This window comes from Achromobacter pulmonis (genome assembly GCF_002885955.2).
GTDB lineage: Bacteria > Pseudomonadota > Gammaproteobacteria > Burkholderiales > Burkholderiaceae_B > Achromobacter > Achromobacter pulmonis_A.
The window spans coordinates 731,621-751,636 of the sequence record NZ_POQS01000003.1 but is presented as its reverse complement, the minus strand read 5'-3'; the positions used below and the strand labels follow the sequence as shown (position 1 = coordinate 751,636).

Genomic DNA, 20,016 nt, shown 5'->3' with positions numbered 1-20,016 from the left:
CGCCATGACACGATCGACGCAACGGCGACGGCGAGCGGGGCTCAGAAGTTTCCCGAAGCAGCCTCTTTCAGGATCAGCTTCTCGAGTGTCAGGTCCGAGACCGCCTTGCGCAGCCGGTCATTCTCTTTCTCGAGCTCCTTCAGCCGCTTCACCTGGTCACCCTTCAGGCCACCGAACTCCTTGCGCCACCGGTAATACGTAAACTGCGTCACGCCGATCAAACGGACCGCTTCTCCGACAGAACGACCTTGCGACAACAGAACATCGACTTGGCGCAGCTTCGCCACGATCTCTTCGGGTTTGTGCTTCTTCTGGGGCATTCCAACGTCCTCCTACGGCTCAATAGCCTACTTCAGGGAGGACCACTTTTCAGGGGGCAGACCAGATCGACAATCGGACTTGCACCACCTGTTCGACGACCTCGCGCCTGGCCAACGGCGTCAGATGTCCGGTTCAGGACATCCTTGATCGCCAAATTCTCCAAAGGCCAGATCCGAATACATGCGCTTAAGCTTGGCGCTCTCGGCCTCTAGCTCGCGCAGCCGCTGCATTTCGGACACCTACACGCCTGAATACTTGCTCTTCCCCTCAGCGACCAGCATGCCGGTCTCACCATCCTTTAGCACCGAAACATCTGGCCTCCCGTAAACCTACTTTTCTTCAAGGTAGTTTCCGACTTATGACTGCCCTGAAATTCTACCGGCCGACGTCTACGCTGAAGAGAGGCCTATGCAAGCACGGGCGCAGACATTTTCAATAGAATTGGCTACGCTACCTCTACTTCAGCCAGAGGATATATCCGATGGGCTGGTGCAGCCGTTGATAGTTGAACCAGGACACCACTCCAAGGTGGCCAGTTCCACCGATTCCTTGGCCTTCCAGGTTGCTCGCCGCTGGATCAATTCCACCTATGCAGACCGTTGATGGTCTCGGCCAGCGCGTTGTTGCGGCTGTCCCCGTTGCTGCCCCGAGGGTTCGATTCCTGCCTCATCCAGGCGCTCTGTGTAGCGAATGAACACGTATTGCGACCCGCGATCTGACTGGTAAACCAGGCTGCGATCGCGCTCGGGTTGCCCGGCGTACAGCGCTTGCTCCAGCGCATGGAACACACCTTCTGACAGATCGCGAGCAGGCTATTGGAAGTCAATCATGACTTTCATGGCCTTTTCATCAGCTGCGTGTTTAAATACGTTGTAGGCTTTGGGCAGCTCGGAAAACCCAAAGCTATGAGTGGCGAGCTTATCGATTGGCAGCTTGCCGGAGCAGCAGGTTTTGAGCAGCATGCCGGTTGTATTGGCGTTGACGAGACCGGTGGTAATGGTGAGATTTTTTATCCAAAGCTTTTCCAAAGCAAATTTCACGGGTTTGCCATGCACGCCAACGTTGGCAATGTGCCCACCTTCTTTGACGACGTGTTGGCAAATATCCCAAGTGGCTTCCACGCCAACAGCCTCCATTGCACAATCCACGCCACGGCCCTCGGTGATCTCCAGCACGCGGGAAACGGCATCGTCCCTGGCCGAGTTGATGGTGTGAGTGGCCCCAAGTTCGCGGGCCATGGCTAAGCGGTTGTCATCCATGTCGATGACGATGATGCTGGACGGTGAATATAACTGGGCGGTGAGTACGCAACCCATGCCAACCGGGCCGGCCCCCACGATGGCGATGCTGTCGCCGGGCTGAACGTTGCCATATTGCACGCCAATTTCATGCGCGGTCGGCAGAGCGTCGGACAGCAGGACGGCAACGTCTTCGCTGAGGCCTTCTGGCAGTAGGTACAGCGAATTGTCCGCAAAGGGAGTGCGCACAAATTCGGCCTGTGTACCGTCGATCATGTAGCCCAAGATCCAGCCGCCGCCATTGCGGCAGTGGGCATAGAGTTGCTTTTGACAGTTCTCACAAATGCCGCAGCGACTCACGCAGGAGATAATAACCTTGTCGCCCTTTTTGAAGTTGGTCACAGCACCGCCTACCTCGTCAACGATGCCAATGCCTTCATGGCCCAAGATGCGACCATTGAAGTTTCCCGTCTTGGCTTTAGCCGCTTGCTCGATCTCGGGGTTCTTGCCTTTCCATATGCCCAGGTCGGTGCCGCAAATTGTGGTTTTCGTCATGCGAATGATTACATCGGTTGGCGCAAGCAATTGCGGCTTTTCGCGCTCTTCAAAACGAATGTCGCCTTCACCGTAATAGACCATAGCTTTCATTGAGTACTCCTTGGAAGAAAATGTGCACCCGCTCTCGAAAATCGAATGATAACGATCATGGGCCGAGTTCGGGAGCGTCGCCTTTCTGGAGAAACTCAGGCCACAACATTCGATGCACCGGCCGCTCAGGCGATGGGGGAGACGCACCACCGAGAGTACCGGGCTGCTCACCGCATCCAGACGGCCAATCTACTCAGCCGGCAGTCCACGGCCAGAGCAGCCAGATTATCATGCAGTCGTTCCGGGGAACGCGGCTGATGGAATGGCGCCGTGCGTGCCGGCCGGCAATGGCGACCTGGCTCGGGCTCCCTTCAAAACGGCGCGCGCACTGGAGATAGAAGAAATTGCCGCGATCCTCAATGCTTACGCCCGCGCCGCACTGAGCGCACAACGCGCCGATTTCGGTGGCTTTGAAATCCACGCGGCCAATGGCCGCCAAGCTAGGGCTGCCAGCCGCGAGGACTGTAGGTCGGAGCTTCTGAAGGGACTCAGGCAACTCGGGCAGATACAGATGAGAGCATAAGCCATCAAAAGCTTCGGCTCCGCCACCACGTCTAGGTCGGCCGTCGGGTTGACGCCCCCCCCTCCGCGGTGACGACGGCATAGCGGAATAACCGGTTGAGCCAGGCGAAGACCTTCTCTACCGCGGTGAACGCCTTGCGTTTCTCGATCGTCGCGAGGACGCCCATTGGCTGAGGGTGGCGAATGTCGTAATGGACATCTTTCCCAGGGTGAGCAGCACATCCTTGTTGAAGATGCGCAGGATCTGCGAAAGCGTGCTTTGAGACGTATTGAACGCCTTGCGACGATGCGGGACCCTGGCATCGAAGACGTTCTTGAGGGCGTGTTCGCCACCAGCCTAGCCGCGTGCCACCTCCGGTCGTCCGCGCGCTATGACAGCTTGTCCACCATTTCCCGATACTTGCGCAGCAGGCGCCGGCCGTTGAGCGCCTTGCTCCACGCATACAGCGGTAGCAACTGCTTGGAACCGACGCCATCCACCAGATACAACCCTTTCTTTCCGTCCGCATTGAAGCCCAGCACGATGTTGCTCGCGCTAACGTCGTTGAAAATCACGTGCGCATCGATCAGCGCCATGAAGAATTCGTGCACGAGAAGGCGCAACTCCGGCCCGAAGCCATGATGCGCTACCACCTGTTTGAGCGTGGGCGCCAGGCGTCCCTGCCCATCCACGATGCGCTCCACCGTCAGCCCCAGGCCCTGTGAGGTCAGGACCAGACCGGCGATGCGCGCCATCAGCATATTGCCCCGACTCGTCCCCAGACGGGCAGTGGTGGCGATGTACTCGACGGTTTCCGCGATGAAGACGCGATGGGCGCCCTCGCGCTGGAAACGCTTGTGCCAGGCCACCCTGCGGCCGGATTCATAGATGCGCGTCCGGTTGATAACCTTGATGACCAAGGAACGGTCGGTCGGGTGCAGATACACGTCGCGCTCGCTACCCGCCGCCGAAACAGCGGCCTGGCCCAGATCCAGCACCTCGAATGTCCCCTGGCCCCCTAGAGAGAATTTCTCGGAAAGGGCCTCCAGCCCGATCGAATCGGGCGCCTGCTCAGCCCTGCCCTGGAGGACGGAGGCCCTATACATGGCGCACATTCTCAATACGACTACAGCGCTGACGGCCCGCGAGAGCCGAGCTCTGCAAGCCAGCTGCTGTAAACCTGCTCGGTGCGTTCTGCCAACCCAGCTAGCGAAAACTTGCCCTCGGCATGCACCATGCGCCTGCCCGCCTCGCCCATGCGCGCCCGCAGGCCGTCATCATCGAGCAGGTTGGCTAGCGCGGCTCTGAGCCCGGCGACCTCGCCTGTCGGCACCAGTATTCCCGTCTCCCCATCGCGCACCATTTCGCTCACGCCGCCCACGTCGACGCCGATGACGGGCAGGCCCGCGGCTGCTGCCTCGACATATACGGTGCCCGACGCCTCCTTCTGAGTCGCCAGCGCGAAAATATCGCTACCGGCCAGGATGTTCGGCACGTCATGACGAAATCCCAGCATGTGGATGCGGTCAGCCAGCCCGATCCCTTCGATCATGGCCTGCAACTGCTCGAACAGCGGGGATCCGCTACCCACCAGGACCAGATGTACCTGAGGCCGCTCCTCCATCAAGGGCCGCATGGCCTCGATGAGGTTGCGGTGCCCCTTCGTCGCTCTCAGGATGGCCACACAGCAGACCACGATGGACCCAGGCGGCAAATTCAGTTCTTCGCGCAAGGCCGAGCGCAGCCCCGGCGGCGGCGGCGTGATGGGAGAATAGATAGTCTCCACCCGATCTGCTGGCACGCCTCGCTCGATCAGGTATTTCCGGACATGGTTGCTGACCGTGGTGACCCGGTGCGGCACCCAGGTGTAGGCAAGCATGGAATTGACGGGGTTGGTCAGGTGGCGGGTGCGCACGATCAAAGGCGTGCCCGCCATGCGGGCGCCCAATCCGGCCAGCAATGTGTCTATACGGCTGTGCGTATTGAGGACGTCGAAGCGCCCCTCTCGCAACATGCGGCATACCTTGGGCGCGCCGCGCAACAAATTCAGCAAACCTCCCATGGGCAGCGTGCGCACCTTGATACCGATGTCAGTCGCAACCTGAACAAGCTTCGCCTCGGGTCTGCATATCAACTCCACATAATGCCCGCGCTCGCGCATGGCATGCATTTCTTTGAGAATTCGGCGTTCTTGACCGCCGAGGCCCAGAGCCGCCTCGGCATGTGCAATGCGTAGAAATCGGGGTATTTCGGAAGACATGGAATAGGGGTGGCGGCGCTCTCTCACCTAGCAATAAAGGCCGCACAATTTCTTGACTGATAAAGGAACATATAGGCGAGGCAATGATTGTGCAACCAAGGGTCCACGCGCCAATTGATCGTATTTCCAGAGAAACCCTTCTATTTCCAGGCCTACGGGCAGATATCGCCAATAGATCCGTATCTGGAAATGTGTTTTCCACCGCCGTAGCGACCTGATCATTCGAATATTCGTGGCGCGCACGCCACGGATTTCTCCCTCTGCAAAAATTGCCGAACAATCCCGAACATGTCTGATACCGATGATCCGGCCGATCACACCTACCGAGCTGTGCGCCCGCATGTCCTTGCCCGGACCCGGGACATCGATGGACCGGTCCCGGTACGCGACGAAGAACTTGCTAGACAGCAAGGGGCAGCCGCACTCCGGTGTGCGGGGCGCTGGGGCAGGAAGGTATCCTGAAAATGGATGCGGCATCGTGGCACGCTTCTTTCGCCCCCGACTCACGAGGAGTATGTGGAATGGCTGAAGCAGCATTTCGAGCTGGAAGGTTTTACCGCCCGCGAAGCGGCGATAAATGCATCTCAGCGGAATGTCGATGTGCTACGAAAGATCTGTCCGCCGTTCAACGATGAAAGCCCTGCCACGTGTATCGACGAGTACTCGGGCGCGAACAACGATTTCCATACCACCTAGATGCGCCCGGCCTCCAACGTCTGCAGGAAAAGGTCCAGAAGTCCTTCCACCATTGCGACATGCTCAAGGCGCAGGCAACCAAACGCCCCAGACGGGCACCCAATTCCTGCGGGAACACCTGGCGATCATCGATGCCATCGAAAAACGGGACGCAGGCGAGGCCGAGCACATCGCGCGCAGTCACGTGGAAGAACTGCTGAAGCGCATTTCCACAGATAGCCAGATCAACGGACTGGACGATTCGCACAAACGAAACTGCTTACATACGCGCAGAGAAGCTCGACGCGCTTGGCGGTCGCTGATCGATGACGCCAAGGTAATCGATCCCACCGAGGCATGGTCGCGTCTGCACCATCCGCTGTCAGAGGTCGCTGCGCCTGTCCAGGTGGCCGACATCGTCGACATGGGCGATCGCGCCACTGGTAGTGGCTTCGCCGCATGATGCCAGACAACTTGAGTTCCCGGAACCGACTCCCCGGCCGCGCAAAAACATCTTCTGCGCCGGGCACAACTATCGCGCCCATATCATCGAAGGTAATCTCGCCCGCAGGCGTCCCCCCGATGCTCTTCCCAAGGCCCTGGATCTCTTCACCAAGCCCCCCCACCGCAATGGTCGGCCACAAAGCCGAGGTCAGCCGTCGCGTTGTGCAGTTGAACAGCCTGACTTTGATGTCGCATTCGAAGGCCGAGACCCGGCACGACAGCATCGATGTCGGCACTCCCAACGACAGGCATGCCTTGGTAAAGCTCCCCGTTTTCGCTACCTAGGCAAATAACGCCATATCGCGCAATCTGTCTATGTCTTTACTGACTTCATTCTCCGGCGTCAGGGCTATCTTGCGAAGACGCAATGAATGCTCCTCCGTAATCATGCCGACGGCTCCCAAGGGCTCGAACGCTCGAACAAGGCAACGCGCAAGCCCACCAGGCCTCGCACCAGCGCAGGCGGTGCCCCGCCATCCATGCGCCACGCTGCGGACAGCGCGTCGTCAACGCGCAGCAGCAATTGAGGAGGAGCGTTCTCTTCCCACCCGCGACGGATCTCGGCAAAAATCGCCTCGCAAGCATCGTGCAGATTACTCCTGACGCCCATGCCCGCGGCCGCCTCCTGGATCAGGGAAACCGCCACCCCTGCCCTCAGGCGGGACAGCAGCCGGACACTGCCGTCGCTGCCTGCCGGCCTGCGACTGACAATGTTGCCGATGCGGTCGAGCGACCGGTTCATATAGTTGTCCCGCGCCTGCGCCCCGGTATGGCGCGTCAACGCCTTGACGTCCTTGCGCTCCTGTTCCGCCAGCCGCCGAAGCATGTGCTCGGTTCCCAAAAACCGAACGAAACCGATGCACCATTGTCCCACGGCGATACCGATCAGGGTGGCGAGACAGGCGTCCAGGAACGCGCCAAAATCGCGCGGCGCATAGGCGGCCTGCAAATCGGAATTGCTAAGCGCGATGGCCAGAAGCAATATGGCCAGAGGCGAGGAAGCTGCCCATGCCCCGAGCGGCAGCATGACTATCGCCATGACGACCAGAAACGTCTCATAGTTCTGGGCCAGCGGCAGCAATCCAAAGCTCAGGATTCCGGCCAGGGCCAACCCCATCATGCTGAATCGCAGGAATAGACCGATAGCCCTGCCGGCCTCGTCCAGCGTCCCGAAGAAAGCCAGCGCTACCACCCCCATGAGAACCGCATTCGCCCCCTGGGTCCAGCCAGTGGCCCACCACAAGCCGCACAGGGCCGAGTACGCGATAAGAATACCTACCGACACGCGCAGCGCCAGCCCGAAATCCGGCCAAAGCGGGAACGGCCGAGCTTCCGACACATGCCGGACAAGGCCGGCCGGCAGCGGACGCCCATCGGTCAAGTACGCCTGAATCTGGCGGATCTCTGCCCATAACAGCAGCACGTCGGACACGAGTTCCCTGAAGTTGCCGCGAGTGAGCGCTTTCCATGGCGCGTCAGGCGTATCGCCGGACATCACCTTGCGCCCCTCGACAAGCAGCGGCTCGTCGGCAGGCAGTCCTTGCCGCGCGCGCCGCGCCACTGCCGCCTTCCATTCCGACAAGGCGCACCGCTCTTCGGACGGCCACAGTGAAGAATAGGCTTCCACGGAGGAAAGCAGCGGCACCAGCCGCAATAGGCGCCGCTGAATGGCAAACACGCAGCCACGTTCGCGGATTCCGACGCCGGGGTCGTAACTGAGCTGCCCCGCAAGAATGGACATGGAGGTCAAGTCGGCGATGATGCGATGGCGGTCATGACTGGATGACGCATCGCCGCGCTGCCCCAACAGCGCGTCGTCCATCCAGTTCGCCATATCCGAGAACCAGGCATGCAAACGCCCGCGCACGGCCAGTCCAAGCGACCGCGGTGCCAGAACGCTATCCACGACCGCGCAGCACGCCAGTCCCACCCAAATCTCGCAAATGCGGGCTACCGCGGTATCGAACATTTTTTCAGGATGATCAATGCCGGACGTCACAATCAGCAATAGCGTCACCGCAAAGAGCTGAAAACCATAGGCCCGGGGAGTCCGATCAAGCAAAGCTAAACCGAAGCCTGCCCCGGCTATCCCCCCTACTCCGATCACCATGAGCAGTGGCACCCCGGCGACGACGAACGTCAGCAGCAGCGCCACCACGCCGCCGCAGAACGTGCCCATGCCCCTATAGATAGATTTGGAACGAATCGCGCCAGACGACGGGCTCATCACGACACAGCACGTCACGACTGCCCAATAGCTCTGCGGCAGCGCCATATGCACAGAGACCGCGTAGGCCAGCATCGCGGCCAAGTACAGTTTGGCCGAGAAGAGCCACTGTGCGGGCCTCCAACGATTCATTGCCCGCTCTCGCCCGCCGCGACGATCGACAATCTCGTGACGCCATACGTCGATTATCTGCGACGCCACGCAGACTTCCTGCCCCTGATGCACGGACGCGACGGGCGGGACAACGATGCCGATTTCTTCCGAGTAGTGTTGAGCGTGCTCGAGGCCCGGTTGCCCAAGCTCAAGTCAGCATACAGGGAAGACTACGCCGCAGTGCTGCAGGCGACCGCGGCCGGCATCATTCATATCGGGTACCGGGCGGATCCTCTGCACGCCGAGTTGTACTTGCGCGAAATACCGCGAGTGCTGACCGCCTATCTGACGGCCATAGAAGCGGCCGCCTCGACTTGATTGCGAGTTTGCGGGCCAACGCGTTCCTTGAGCCGAGGGCGGCCCCACGGTGGCCGCGGGCCTCATCTATCCCGAGCCGCGCAGGCATCGTTTCCCGTCCCCGCTCTGCAGGCATACGGATCTCCCGCTCGACCCGTCTCGATTCTGGCGTGCACCTGCCGCCAGCCCATTGCGGGGCGCAATGGCTGCCGATTGACGACCATCGCTGGACCACATTGGATAAAGGAAGACTCGATGATTAATCAACTGACCGAGCTTTTCAAACTGGTGGGCGTTGGGCTGGTATTGATGCTGCCTCTGGCCAATTCCCTGACTTCGATGACCCTGCTCCTGTCATTGGGACATCAGATTCCCTACAAAGAACGCGAACGTCAGATCACCATGGCCGCATTCTATGTGGTGGCCATCATGTTGGTCACCTACTACGGTGGCAACTTCATCATGCAGACGTTCGGCATCTCTATTCCCGGTCTGCGTATTGCTGGGGGGCTGATCGTGGCGGTTATCGGATTCACCATGCTTTTCCCGGCGAATGCATTACAGGAAATCCCCGAGGCAGAACTCGCTTTAAGCGATGCCGGGCACCAAAAAGTGCCTAACATCGCGTTTGTGCCACTTGCCTTGCCCGGACCTGCGGGGCCCGGGACCATCGCCATGATCGTCAGCGCCACATCGGTCGACTGGTCTGCCCCCTGAAAAGTGGTCCTCCCTGAAGTAGGCTATTGAGCCGTAGGAGGACGTTGGAATGCCCCAGAAGAAGCACAAACCCGAAGAGATCGTGGCGAAGCTGCGCCAAGTCGATGTTCTGTTGTCGCAAGGTCGTTCTGTCGGAGAAGCGGTCCGTTTGATCGGCGTGACGCAGTTTACGTATTACCGGTGGCGCAAGGAGTTCGGTGGCCTGAAGGGTGACCAGGTGAAGCGGCTGAAGGAGCTCGAGAAAGAGAATGACCGGCTGCGCAAGGCGGTCTCGGACCTGACACTCGAGAAGCTGATCCTGAAAGAGGCTGCTTCGGGAAACTTCTGAGCCCCGCTCGCCGTCGCCGTTGCGTCGATCGTGTCATGGCGAAGTTCTCCGTCTCGGAGCGGTTTGCCTGCAAGGTTCTCGGCCAGCATCGTTCGACCCAGCGCAAAAAGCCGCAAGGCCGGCCCGATGAAGAGGCGTTGACCTCCGACATCATCCGGCTCGCTTCCCGCTATGGCCGTTATGGCTATCGCAGGATCACGGCGATGCTGCGGTCTGAAGGCTGGACGGTGAACGCCAAGCGTGTCGAACGGATCTGGCGGCGGGAGGGGCTGAAGGTTCCCCAGAAGCAACCGAAGAAGGGGCGGCTCTGGTTGAATGACGGATCGTGCATCCGGCTTCGACCCGAGCATCCAAACCATGTCTGGTCCTATGACTTCGTCGAGGGTCGGACCCACGATGGCAGGAGATTCCGCATGCTCAACATCATCGACGAGTTCACCAGGGAATGCCTTGCAATCCGCATCGATCGCAAGCTCAACTCGACCGACGTCATCGACGCCCTGTCGGACCTGTTCATCCTGCGTGGTGTGCCCGGCCATGTCCGTTCCGACAACGGCCCGGAGTTCATCGCCAAGGCTGTACGGGAGTGGATCGTAGCCGTCGGCGCAAAGACAGCGTTCATCGAACCTGGAAGCCCTTGGGAGAACGGCTACTGCGAGAGCTTCAACTCGAAGCTCCGCGACGAACTGCTCGACGGTGAGATCTTCTACAGCCTCGCCGAGGCCAAGATCATCATCGAAGCCTGGCGGCGGTACTACAACACCGAGAGGCCACACTCGTCGCTTGGATACAAGCCACCGGCACCCGAGGCCATCATCTGGCCTGCGCCAGCAAGCGGAGCAGCACCGTCATCTGCCCAGGCAATAGCCCCAAGGCCGATCATGAACTAAGATTGAAACCGGACCACCCTATGGGGTCAGGCCAGCTGCAGCCCCATAACATGGCCTCAAAAAGAGCTAAAATCTACCTGCAGATTACAAGTCAACTGCAAGGAATTGCGCGCGGTATCCTTAATTTTCAGGAGTATGGCATCATGACTGCACCTAGATTCTCTTTGGAGCAACCTACGCTCACATTCGCAGGCGTCTTCTACCCTCGCGACTGGGTGGTGTTGATGTTTCCGACCGAGGCAGGCGGGCGCCAAGTCGTAGAAAACTTGAAGACCGGCGGCTACTCTGATGAGGATGTGATCTACGTAGATGCAAAAACTATTCTTGACAACGTCAGGGCCTCCATTGGCGACAAGGATGGTTTTTTCCCCTCGGGCGGGTACTGAGCGGAGCTTCGTGCGTCAGCACGAAGCTCTTGCCAAGCAGGGCCATGTGGCTGTCATGGCTTACGCGCCAAGTGAGGAGGAGGTCGAACGAGTCATGACTGTTGCACGCCGCGTGGGACCGTCCTATGCGCAGAAATACCGGCGATTCGCTATCCAAGACCTCACGTAGCACCAACTCAACCGGCACCGCGCCGCGTCAGTCTATACACGTTGTTCTTCATCGCCGCGCACTTGGAATTGAGCGCCGAAGACCTGCCGCGCATCGGCCAGCGCATGCAGCGCTATCATGGATGGCCTTGCAGCTCGCAAGGAGCATGTGATGAGCTGCAGCAGACGCAAGCCCCCTATCTTCGGCATCGCCCAGGCCCGAAGCGAGAAGAAGGACAAGGCGATCTGGTACCGCCGCATGCGCGCGGCTGAGTGCCAGTCGCTGCAGCAACGGATGCTGCACAAGTTCATAACGAAGTAGCACTCACGCTGATCCCGTAAGGCTCATGCATCCTGGGCCACTGCAACAGCCCAGTCAGCTATAGGCAGAGCTGCGTGCAGATGGGTGCGGGACCGGCTCATTCAACATGAATTTTCGGAGTGACTGACATGCCTACCCGCAAATTTTTCGCATCTGTTTGATCCTTTTCCAGTTCAATACGCACGGGCAGCCGCTGCACGATCTTGGTGAAATTTCCGGTCGCATTGTGCGGCGCGACTGCTGAGTACGTCACACCGCTGGCCGGTCCGAGGCTGTGCACTTTGCCTTTCAATATTGCCCCCGGCAAGGCGTCCACCTCGATTGTCACCGCTTGTCCAGACCGTACATGTGCCAACTGAGTTTCTCGATAGTTCGCCGTGATATAGACATCCTTGAGGGGCACGATGGCCAACAAGGAATTCCCCGGTACCCACGAAGGCGCCGACTCGCACGGTTTTCTTGCCGATCACACCATCTATCGGTGCGGCGACCTGTGTATAGGAAAGTTGCAGTTCCGCCGCGTTGAGTTCTGCCTGAGCGCGGCCCAGCGTAGCCTGTGCCTGGTCAAGATTAGCCTGCAGCACCCCCACTCGTTTTTGCGAGGCTGCCAGGGCGGCTTCGTTCTTGTGCAAGTTCGCCTGTTCTACGTACAACTCTGGGTCTGAGCCTCCTGCTGCGCCTGAACGGTGCCCGACCCATCCTTTGCCAGGTTGCGATAGCGGGTGTTGTTCGCTGTCGCGAGCTTGATCGCCGCCTCGCTGGCCGCCACAGATGCTTGCGCCTGTTGAATCACGGCCTCTTGCAGCGCCAATTGGGCGTGAATATCCTGGATGTGAGCCTGCGCACTGGCCACGTCAGCCTGCGCCGCCTGCTTCGCAACGATAAAGTCGCGGTCGTCCAGGGTGAGCAGCAGGTCTCCGGCTTTCACGGGCTGATTATCCTTGACCAGGACGGAGGTGATCGTGCCGGATACGCGGGAAGCGACCTGTGTAATGTCGGCCTGAACGTAAGCGAAGTCGGTCGATTGCGTCGAACCGCTCGATTCCGGACGGTTCAGGCAATAGATGCTGGCGATCACAGCAACGGTCAGCAAGACAGCGCTTGCGATTTTGGTGGATTTCGGAATGGCCATGGTTAAAAGTCCAGTATTTCCATGTGGCGAGGTTCAGGCGGATGGAGCGCGTACAGCCGGAGCCGAGCCCGGAGGCGGGTAATATCTCAGCATCAGCACGAATGGGATGAGCAGGAGCGCCAGCATGCCAAGCACCCGATAGGCATCGGCGACCGAAAGGACGAGCGACTGCTGACTGATGACATTGCCCAGCCCTGTCGCCTGTGCCGTACCCGGAACGGCGTCGCTTGCCAGGCCCGCATGGGTCAATAGCGTGTCGGAGTGAAAACGGCCGCGCAGCGCGAGAAACTGCCCCACAAATGCTGAACTGAGGAGCGCTCCGAATGCCCGCATCGAATTCATGACACCGGAGATGTAGGGGCCTTCATGGGGGGCCACGGCGCTGGTGACCAGGAACAACATCGAGACGATTGTCATTGGTTGCCCGATCGCCTGCAGCACTTGGGCAAGAAGGAACTGTTCATCGTTCCATTGCGCCGTAAACTGCGCCCCGAGAAAACTGGCGAGCGCAATCAGGGCGAGCCCCGCGGCAAACAGCTTTCGGGCATCCATCCATTGCTGATAGAGAAGCGCCGCGACGATCAAGCCAAGGACTGGCTGGGGTAGTGCGATGATCAATGCGATGGGAGCCGTCTGCATCGGACGGAAATCCTGGACCGCACCCACAAATTGAGAGGGCAATGCCACTGAGGATGCCAGCACAACCAGAATGCAGGCAAAGAGCAGTGGACATATTGCAAGATTACGCCGGCCAAGGATCTGCAGCTTGATGAACGGTGCGGGGTGATACCACTCTGTCAGGAAATAGACGATCAGGAGGCTGATGCCGGTTATCAGCGTAGCCACGATGAGCGGGGAATTGAACCAGTCCAGACGCACCCCCTGGTCGAGCCCGATCACGATCAGGCCAAGGGCCGGAACCCCGAAGATCAAACCAAGCCAGTTGCCTGGCTTTCCCTTGGTAATCGGTTCACGTGGCAGAGAAAATCCCACCATCAGGCCCGAAATCAGACATAGGGGAATGATCTGCCAGTACACCAGTCGAATATCCACGACCTGGTCGGTCCACAAGCCGGACAGCCAGATCGCGATGTTCGGCGCGAAGGTGGCCGTCAGGGCGTACAGCGACATTCCGTACAAACGGACCGATGCCGGCATCAGCTTCAGCCCCGCGGTGAGCAGAATGGGAATCAGCGCCCCGCACGTCAAGCCCTGCAAAAAACGTAGAAAGATCAGCAGCCCCAAATCCTGCACGAACGGCAACACCGCGGCGATCAGCGCACACGCCGTTACCATCCATAGGTGAAAGCGACGCATGGACAAGGTCATGACAAACCATGACGAAAACGGCATGGCAATCAGTTCCCCGGCAGAGAAAGCGGTCGTGATCCACGATGCTGCATCAAAGCCGAAGCCATATCCACCACGAATATCCGCCAGGGCAAGTGCACCCACGCGGTTATTGAGCAAGGCGGCCATGGCGGAGATTAGGATGCCCGTCAGCGCAACGACGATGCTCGGCGTCAGGATGGGGCCTTGCTGCGGCCCCGCTACGGGAGTCGGCATTGATGCGGGCAGTGACGGCGGAGGCTGTGAAGTGTGCCGCTCGGTCAGGCTCGGTGCTGTTTCATCGGCCCGTGTCGGGCCCGAAGGCTCGGCACTGGTACGCTCAGGAGGCATCGCACTCATCGTGTCGTTTCCGTCATCTTCTTGTGAGTGCGAGCGGAAATCGTGTCGCGATCGAGGCCCGTCGACGCCATGGCATCCGAGGTGATGAAAAGGTTCAGATCGTCCGGTTCCCATCCGCCCCCCAGGGCTTTATAGAGATTCACCAATGAAAGCGCAGCGGCGGTTGTGTTGCGGTTGAGCTGGGTCTGACTGCTCAGGACGCTGCGCTGAGCCGTCAGCACCGATAAATAATCCGCCGCGCCATGGCGATAGCTGCTCTGCGCCGCGTGCAAAGCCGTGCGGTTCTGCTCGTAAGCCTCCAGCAGAGCGGCATACTGGTGGTGTTGTCCGGTCAATGCGTCCAGCGCATTGTCCACTTCATGCCACGCTTGCAACACTGTGCTGCGGTACTCCAAGGCCGCTGTTTTCTGCTGGGCCTCGGTAAGCGCCAGGCGCTGCTCAAGCCGCCCACCTTGGAAAATCGGGAGATACACGGTCGGGCCGATAGAGAAGAATCGTGACGCCCAACTGCTCAGGTCGCCGCTCTCAAAGGCTTCGAATCCGCCGCGACCCCTCAGGTCGATGCGGGGATAAAAGTCCGCCTTGGCGAGGCCAATACTGGCCGTCGCGGCATGAAGACGGGCCTCGACCCGCAGTATGTCTGGCCGATTTCGCGCTAGTGCGGAAGGTAGGCCGACCGATATACGGGCAGGCAATGGCGGTACTGGCAAGACATCCTGCAGCCGCTTGTCGAGCGTGCGTGGCGGCTGGCCAATGAGCAAGGCCAGCCCATTCATCAACGCATTACGGCGCTGCATCTGCTCGGGAATCAGGGCTTTCACGGTAGCCAGCTGCGCCCGCGCGGAAGACGTGTCAAACATGGTGCCTACGCCGTTGCGCTCACGAGTGCCGGCAATCTCCAGGGCGCGCTCGGCAATTTTCTTGTTCTGCTCCGCGATGTCGAGTTGCGCCTGCGCTTCACGCAATTGCAGATATACACGGGCGACCTCAGCAGCCACCGCGATGCGGACAGCTTGATGATCGTAGACACTTGCCTGCAGGTTCGCGGCAGCGGCTTCACGCGCTCGCCGGACCCGTCCCCACAGGTCGATGTCCCAATTGGCCTGGAAACCCAGCTGCCAAAAGTCGTTTGGGCCTTCGGGCGCCACCTGGGCCTTGGATGGAGGAACCGATGCGGAGCTACCTCCTTCCCATGGTGGAGCCTCTTCGCCTTCCAAACTGTGAACCGCGCACTCCGGAGAACCGGCGGCCGCCCCATCGACCTCTTTGTGCGCGGGGGCCGTGTCAACCACCACCGCGCCAGAAAACGGCGCTGGCCGTTCGCCAGATTCCCAGATCAGCGCAAGAGCGATGCGCAGCAGCGTGAACGAGTGGGACCAGCCGCTGAAACTGGTCACGGTCGCACGCCAGATCGCCTTATCGTCCGATGTTGGCTGCAGCATGCCGTGGTCCTGAAGCACGTTGAACACGGCGGTGTTATTCGCAGGAATGCCATCGATGCCTTGGGAAAGTAGGTGCGCGCGTAGCTTATCGGAGACTTGAACGCGCCCAACCAGGGATAGCGCCCCATTGCCACCAGTTCGCGCACCGTCATACCCACCGCGGGCGGAATCTGCTGCGGCAGATAGGCCACCAAGCGGGCGAACCCGCGCGCGCCGATGGCTTCGGCGCACTGGCCCAGCACCTGGAGCGAGCCGGCTGATGGCCGCACCTGCCGCGCCAGGATCTTACCCAGCGTGGACTTGCCCGAGCCGTTGTGCCCGATCACCCCCACCATGCGGCCCGCACCCACCGCCATCCTCAGCGGATGCAGGATGGTGCGGCCCTCAATTTCGAAGGCCACGTTCTCCACGGCCAGCAGCGCATCGGTCGGCATGCTCACGATCCCGTTGTCGCCAGCGCGACCGGATGCCTATGGGTCTCGGTGCTGACGATCTGGCCGTTAGACATGTGCACCACGCGGTCGGCTACGTGAAAGTAGCGGTCGTCGTGCGAAATCACGATCAGCGTGCGGCCTTCGCGCTTGAGATCTGGCAGTATCTCGGTATAGAACACACGCCGGAAGGCGGGATCCTGGTCTGCCGCCCATTCGTCGAACACCACCACAGGACGCTTTTCGAGATAAGCATGCACCAGGGCTAGGCGTTTGCGCTGTCCGGTGGACAGATCGGTAGTAGAGAACTTTCCCTCGGCCAGCGAGACCTTGTGACTGAGCTCGAGCCGCTCGAGGTAGCCGGCCGCTTCGGCTGCCGCCTGCTGCCCCACCACCATAGTGTCGAACAGATAGTAGTCGGCGAACACGGTGCTAAAGAGTTGGCGATAGTCGTCGCGGTTCTGAGCCACTACCGGCGCACCGTCGAGCAGAATCATGCCCTCCTGGGGCTCATAGAGTCCCAGGAGCAGCTTGATCAACGTGGTCTTGCCGCTACCGTTCTCGCCCACCAGAAACAGCATCTCGTTTTCCTCGATGCGCAGGTCAATAGGGCCCAGCGTGAACATGCTGGCGCCCTGGTCTGTGGGATAGGCATAGCGCACACCCTTGAGCTCGATAGCGCCGGGCACCCGTGCCGGTACCGGCGCAGCAGTAGCCGGAAACATATCGGCCTCGGGATTGGAGAAGCGCAGGGAGAGCTCGGCCACGCGGCGTATGGCCACCTGCGTCTGACCTAGCAGCGGCAGCGACGAGATCAGCTGGGTAAGCGGCCCCTTTACGTACAGCAGTACGATGACAAAGCCCGAGAGTACCGGCGTAGCCGTGGCCAGTTGCCCCTGCAGCGCCAGCACCATGCCGATGACGATGAAGAACAGCGCCGAGCCGAATGCGTTGGCCGACATGAACACCCGCATGGCGCGTATGCGCAGGTCGCGGATGCGCTCTATGGTGACCTTGAGCTGAGCATCGCGGATATGGCGGCGCCGACCGCGGTCGATGCGCAGCTCCTTGGCACCCTCGGTGATGGCTCGGTACTGGCGCTGCAGCTCGTCCTGCACGTCGCGCGCCGCCTCGAAACCCTTGCGCCCGCGCTGACGCGCCGCCGCGTGCACCCAGCTGCCGAAGGCGATAGCGCCCAGCGCGATCAGGCTCAGCAGCGGCGAGAGCACGGCCAGATAAGCAAAGCAGCCCACCGTGATGGCCACCGCGATCGCCAAACCCGAAAAACCGAAGGTGAAGGTGCTGATGGTGTCAATATCCTGGTTTAACGTGGTGGTGATGCGGTGCACGCGGAAGCGCTCGATCTCCGCAATGGGCGCTGAGAGGATCTTATCCGACAGATCCTTGCGCAGCTTAGCTACCACGTTCTGTCCGACCAGGCTGTTGCCAAGATCGGAGGCGATCTCTCCGGCGATAGTCACGGCGCACAGGCCGGCAAAAAGCAGTAGCAGCGTCAGGGTAGCGCCTTCAGGCGAATGCAACGCGCGATTGACCGTGGCCAGCAGCCACGCCGTGGACAGGCCACTCAGGGCCCCCATGGTGGTCGCCAGCAGGGCGACCTTCCAGAATGGCCTGAGCAGCCGCATGATCTCGCCCAGGAGCGAGGCGTCGTGCGCAGCGCGCGCCGCGGGCATGGGTGGATTCATTTGTTTCTCCACAAGAGCCATAGGAAGACCGGGCCGCCCGCCAGCATGGCGATGAGTCCGGCCGGAATCTGCCAGGGAAAAATCACGGTGCGGCCGAGCCAGTCGGCAGCCACCATGATAGTCGCGCCGCCGAGCACGGCGCCGGCCAGCAGCGGCAGTGGCCGCGTCAGGCCCAGCCCGCGCACGATGTGCGGTGCCAGTAGTCCGACGAAGGTCAGCGGGCCCACCAGGATGGTCGCACTTGCCGTCACGACCGCGATGATCGCCAGGAAGTACAGGCGCGCCAGTGTAACGTTCACGCCCAGCGCCACAGCGCCGGCGCGCCCCAGCGGCAGGATGTCGAGCCAGCGCTGGCCAGCCAGCGCGCTACCGTAGCCAAGTACTAGCAGCAGCAGGCCGGGCGCAATGCTGGCGCTGGTAACGCGGTAGGTCGAGCCCGACATCCAAGTCAACAGTGCCGCGGCACGGGGATCGCCGCTGGTAAGCAGAAAGGCCGCGCAGGCACTGAACAGCGTAGAGAGCGCCGCGCCCACCAGCAGAAGCCGCTCAGGCGCGAAGCCGAAGCGCCAGTTGAGCGCCACCACCGCCGCCAGCGTCGCCATGGCGCCGACGCAGGAAGCCGCCAGCATGCCCTGCGCACCCAGGTCGGCGGTAAGCAACAGCAGGGCAATAACGCCCAGCGAGGCGCCGGCCGAGACGCCCAGCACTTCGGGGCTCGCCAGCGGGTTGCCGGTGAGCCGCTGCAGCAGCGTGCCAGCTAACGCCAGCATGGCGCCGGCCACAGCGGCGGCAGCCACTCGCGGTGCGCGCCAGTCCCATATGCCAACCCAGGCGATCTCGTCGACACCGGCCCAGCCGCTAGCACCACGCCCCAGCAGCAGCCCCGCCAACACAGAGGTGACGCACGCCAGCGCGCACAGTGCTAGGATCGGTCCAGCCGCGAGGCGCCGCTGCAGCGCCACGCTGTCCGCCGCCGCCGGGCGCCCTCCCAGAGCGCCGCGCTGGCGCAGCAGCAGCCAAAGCAGCAGCGGCGCACCCACCAGCGCGCAGGCACTGCCGGTGGGCATGGAACCGGCCGAACGCTCCATTAACTGCACGCCCTGGTCGGTAAGCCAGAGCAGCAGCGCGCCAACCACCGGAGCTACCGCCATGCCCTGGCGCAGCGTGCGCGCTCCCAGCATGCGGGCGAGGTTGGGCGCCATCAGCCCGATGAAGCCGATCACGCCCACCGCAGCCACGCTCACCGCGCTGATGGCCACGCCGACGGCGATGGCGGCGGCGCGCACGCGCGAGACGTGCAGGCCGAGCGAAGCAGCGTGCGCATCCTCCAACGCCAGCAGGGCTAGCGGCCGGCGCAGCAGCCAGGCCACCACGGCCAGCAATGCGAGTTGAGGCAGCGCACGCCCCACCCGGTACCAGCCGTTCTGCGCCAACGAGCCGGTCTGCCAGATGAAAAGCCCGCTCAGATATTCGTGATTCATCAGCGTGAGCGCGGCGGCGGCGGCGCCGCAGAATAGCGAAACGATCAGCCCCGCTAGGATCACGCTGATGGTCGAGAACTGCGAACCACGCGCCACGGCCATCACCAGCAGGCAAGCCAACACGCCGCCGCCCAGCGCCACCGCCTCCGGGCTCCAGTCCAGCAGGGCCGGCGCATACAGCGCGGCGCCGGCCATGGCCAGGTAGGCGCCCGAGGACACCCCCAGCGTGGCCGGGTCAGCCAGCGGATTGCGCAGCGCCTGCTGCAACAGCAGCCCCGCCAGGCCCAGGGCTGCGCCCATCACGATGCTCATGGTCACGCGCGGCAGCGCCACGTGCGCCAGGATCAGCGCCTGCACCCCACCCTGGCGTCCCGCGGCGATGGCGCCCCATTCGCCCAGGGGCGCGAGTGCGGCCAGGCTGCGCAGCGTGAGGCCGACCGCCAGCGCCGCCAGCACGGCCAACACCAGCCAGCGCACGGGGGGCAAAGCGGCCGCAGGCCCGGACAAAAGGGCTCGCATG

General features: G+C 61.4%; 17 protein-coding genes and 7 pseudogenes. 8 read left to right on the top strand and 16 right to left on the bottom strand.

Annotated features, from left to right (window positions below):
- The 6 genes and pseudogenes from C1I89_RS14805 to C1I89_RS14780 all read right to left on the bottom strand — a co-directional run.
- Positions 1 to 320: pseudogene (locus C1I89_RS14805) on the bottom strand (transposase); the annotation flags it as partial.
- Positions 321 to 777: 457 nt separating this feature from the next.
- Positions 778 to 1,109, bottom strand: a pseudogene (locus tag C1I89_RS14800) (integrase core domain-containing protein); the annotation flags it as partial.
- Positions 1,110 to 1,133: 24 nt separating this feature from the next.
- Positions 1,134 to 2,207, bottom strand: coding sequence for a zinc-dependent alcohol dehydrogenase family protein (locus C1I89_RS14795; RefSeq protein ID WP_102773476.1), 1,074 nt, complete (start codon positions 2,205 to 2,207; stop codon positions 1,134 to 1,136).
- Positions 2,208 to 2,653: 446 nt separating this feature from the next.
- Positions 2,654 to 3,089 (bottom strand): annotated as a pseudogene (locus C1I89_RS35270) (phage integrase central domain-containing protein); the annotation flags it as partial.
- Between the two features lie 9 nt (positions 3,090 to 3,098).
- Positions 3,099 to 3,815 (bottom strand): PhoP regulatory network YrbL family protein, encoded by a 717-nt coding sequence (locus tag C1I89_RS14785; protein WP_258231439.1) that lies wholly within the window; start codon positions 3,813 to 3,815, stop codon positions 3,099 to 3,101.
- 20 nt (positions 3,816 to 3,835) lie between these two features.
- A complete protein-coding gene (locus tag C1I89_RS14780; protein ID WP_102773473.1) occupies positions 3,836 to 4,969 on the bottom strand; it encodes a glycosyltransferase family 4 protein in 1,134 nt (377 codons plus the stop codon).
- A gap of 516 nt (positions 4,970 to 5,485) precedes the next feature.
- On the opposite strand from C1I89_RS14780, the gene C1I89_RS34515 reads away from it, so the two are divergent.
- Together C1I89_RS34515 and C1I89_RS35265 are read left to right on the top strand one after the other, a co-directional pair.
- Positions 5,486 to 5,665 (top strand): hypothetical protein, encoded by a 180-nt coding sequence (locus tag C1I89_RS34515; RefSeq protein ID WP_181390957.1) that lies wholly within the window; start codon positions 5,486 to 5,488, stop codon positions 5,663 to 5,665.
- A gap of 52 nt (positions 5,666 to 5,717) precedes the next feature.
- The gene (locus C1I89_RS35265; protein ID WP_181390956.1) at positions 5,718 to 6,107 is read left to right on the top strand and encodes an FCD domain-containing protein; all 390 of its coding nucleotides are present in this window, start codon (positions 5,718 to 5,720) and stop codon (positions 6,105 to 6,107) included.
- Between the two features lie 199 nt (positions 6,108 to 6,306).
- Here the strand turns inward: C1I89_RS35265 and C1I89_RS35755 are convergent.
- Positions 6,307 to 6,417: pseudogene (locus tag C1I89_RS35755) on the bottom strand (helix-turn-helix domain-containing protein); the annotation flags it as partial.
- A 116-nt stretch (positions 6,418 to 6,533) separates the two neighbouring features.
- On the bottom strand, positions 6,534 to 8,507 hold the full coding sequence (locus C1I89_RS14770; protein ID WP_146196907.1) for an FUSC family protein: 1,974 nt from the start codon (positions 8,505 to 8,507) through the stop codon (positions 6,534 to 6,536).
- Here C1I89_RS14770 and C1I89_RS14765 point away from each other — a divergent pair.
- The 5 genes and pseudogenes from C1I89_RS14765 to C1I89_RS34510 all read left to right on the top strand — a co-directional run bounded on the left by C1I89_RS14765 (position 8,424) and on the right by C1I89_RS34510 (position 11,615).
- Positions 8,424 to 8,846 carry a hypothetical protein gene (locus tag C1I89_RS14765; protein WP_258231438.1) on the top strand — a complete coding sequence of 141 codons (423 nt, stop codon included), beginning with the start codon at positions 8,424 to 8,426 and terminating at the stop codon, positions 8,844 to 8,846. The genes C1I89_RS14770 and C1I89_RS14765 overlap by 84 nt on opposite strands.
- A 234-nt stretch (positions 8,847 to 9,080) precedes the next feature.
- Positions 9,081 to 9,521 (top strand): annotated as a pseudogene (locus tag C1I89_RS14760) (MarC family NAAT transporter); the annotation flags it as partial.
- Positions 9,522 to 9,591: 70 nt separating this feature from the next.
- Positions 9,592 to 10,760 (top strand): IS3 family transposase gene (locus tag C1I89_RS14755; RefSeq protein ID WP_102770881.1). Its coding sequence is split into 2 segments (ribosomal slippage): positions 9,592 to 9,856 and positions 9,856 to 10,760, totalling 1,170 coding nucleotides; the frame shifts between segments, so codons are not numbered across the junction.
- 2 nt (positions 10,761 to 10,762) lie between these two features.
- The gene (locus C1I89_RS14750) at positions 10,763 to 11,146 is read left to right on the top strand and encodes a hypothetical protein (RefSeq protein WP_102773468.1); all 384 of its coding nucleotides are present in this window, start codon (positions 10,763 to 10,765) and stop codon (positions 11,144 to 11,146) included.
- A 319-nt stretch (positions 11,147 to 11,465) separates the two neighbouring features.
- Complete coding sequence (locus tag C1I89_RS34510) at positions 11,466 to 11,615, top strand: hypothetical protein (RefSeq protein ID WP_181390954.1); 150 nt, start codon at positions 11,466 to 11,468, stop codon at positions 11,613 to 11,615.
- 97 nt (positions 11,616 to 11,712) lie between these two features.
- Here C1I89_RS34510 and C1I89_RS35260 read toward each other — a convergent pair whose 3' ends face one another.
- Positions 11,713 to 12,030 (bottom strand): HlyD family secretion protein, encoded by a 318-nt coding sequence (locus tag C1I89_RS35260; protein ID WP_258231437.1) that lies wholly within the window; start codon positions 12,028 to 12,030, stop codon positions 11,713 to 11,715.
- On the opposite strand from C1I89_RS35260, the gene C1I89_RS35255 reads away from it, so the two are divergent.
- Positions 12,020 to 12,280, top strand: coding sequence for a hypothetical protein (locus C1I89_RS35255; RefSeq protein ID WP_258231436.1), 261 nt, complete (start codon positions 12,020 to 12,022; stop codon positions 12,278 to 12,280). The genes C1I89_RS35260 and C1I89_RS35255 overlap by 11 nt on opposite strands.
- Here C1I89_RS35255 and C1I89_RS35250 read toward each other — a convergent pair.
- The 7 genes and pseudogenes from C1I89_RS35250 to fhuB form a co-directional block, all read right to left on the bottom strand.
- Entirely contained in the window at positions 12,259 to 12,747 is a 489-nt protein-coding gene (locus C1I89_RS35250) for an HlyD family secretion protein (protein ID WP_258231435.1), read from the bottom strand. The two genes, C1I89_RS35255 and C1I89_RS35250, sit on opposite strands and share 22 nt — an antisense overlap.
- Before the next feature lie 33 nt (positions 12,748 to 12,780).
- Entirely contained in the window at positions 12,781 to 14,436 is a 1,656-nt protein-coding gene (locus C1I89_RS14740) for an MFS transporter (RefSeq protein ID WP_258231434.1), read from the bottom strand.
- Complete coding sequence (locus C1I89_RS14735; protein ID WP_102773466.1) at positions 14,433 to 15,878, bottom strand: TolC family protein; 1,446 nt, start codon at positions 15,876 to 15,878, stop codon at positions 14,433 to 14,435. Before C1I89_RS14735 ends, C1I89_RS14740 begins: the two co-directional genes overlap by 4 nt.
- Positions 15,879 to 15,905: 27 nt before the next feature.
- A pseudogene (locus C1I89_RS35750) lies at positions 15,906 to 16,109 on the bottom strand (hypothetical protein); the annotation flags it as partial.
- Positions 16,025 to 16,312: pseudogene (locus C1I89_RS35745) on the bottom strand (ATP-binding cassette domain-containing protein); the annotation flags it as partial. The pseudogenes C1I89_RS35750 and C1I89_RS35745, both read right to left, overlap by 85 nt.
- A gap of 2 nt (positions 16,313 to 16,314) precedes the next feature.
- A complete protein-coding gene (locus tag C1I89_RS14725) occupies positions 16,315 to 18,015 on the bottom strand; it encodes a cyclic peptide export ABC transporter (RefSeq protein ID WP_012251097.1) in 1,701 nt (566 codons plus the stop codon).
- A complete protein-coding gene (gene fhuB, locus C1I89_RS14720; protein ID WP_012251098.1) occupies positions 18,012 to 20,015 on the bottom strand; it encodes a Fe(3+)-hydroxamate ABC transporter permease FhuB in 2,004 nt (667 codons plus the stop codon). The genes C1I89_RS14725 and fhuB overlap by 4 nt, the downstream gene beginning before the upstream one ends.
- Position 20,016 lies beyond the last annotated feature (1 nt).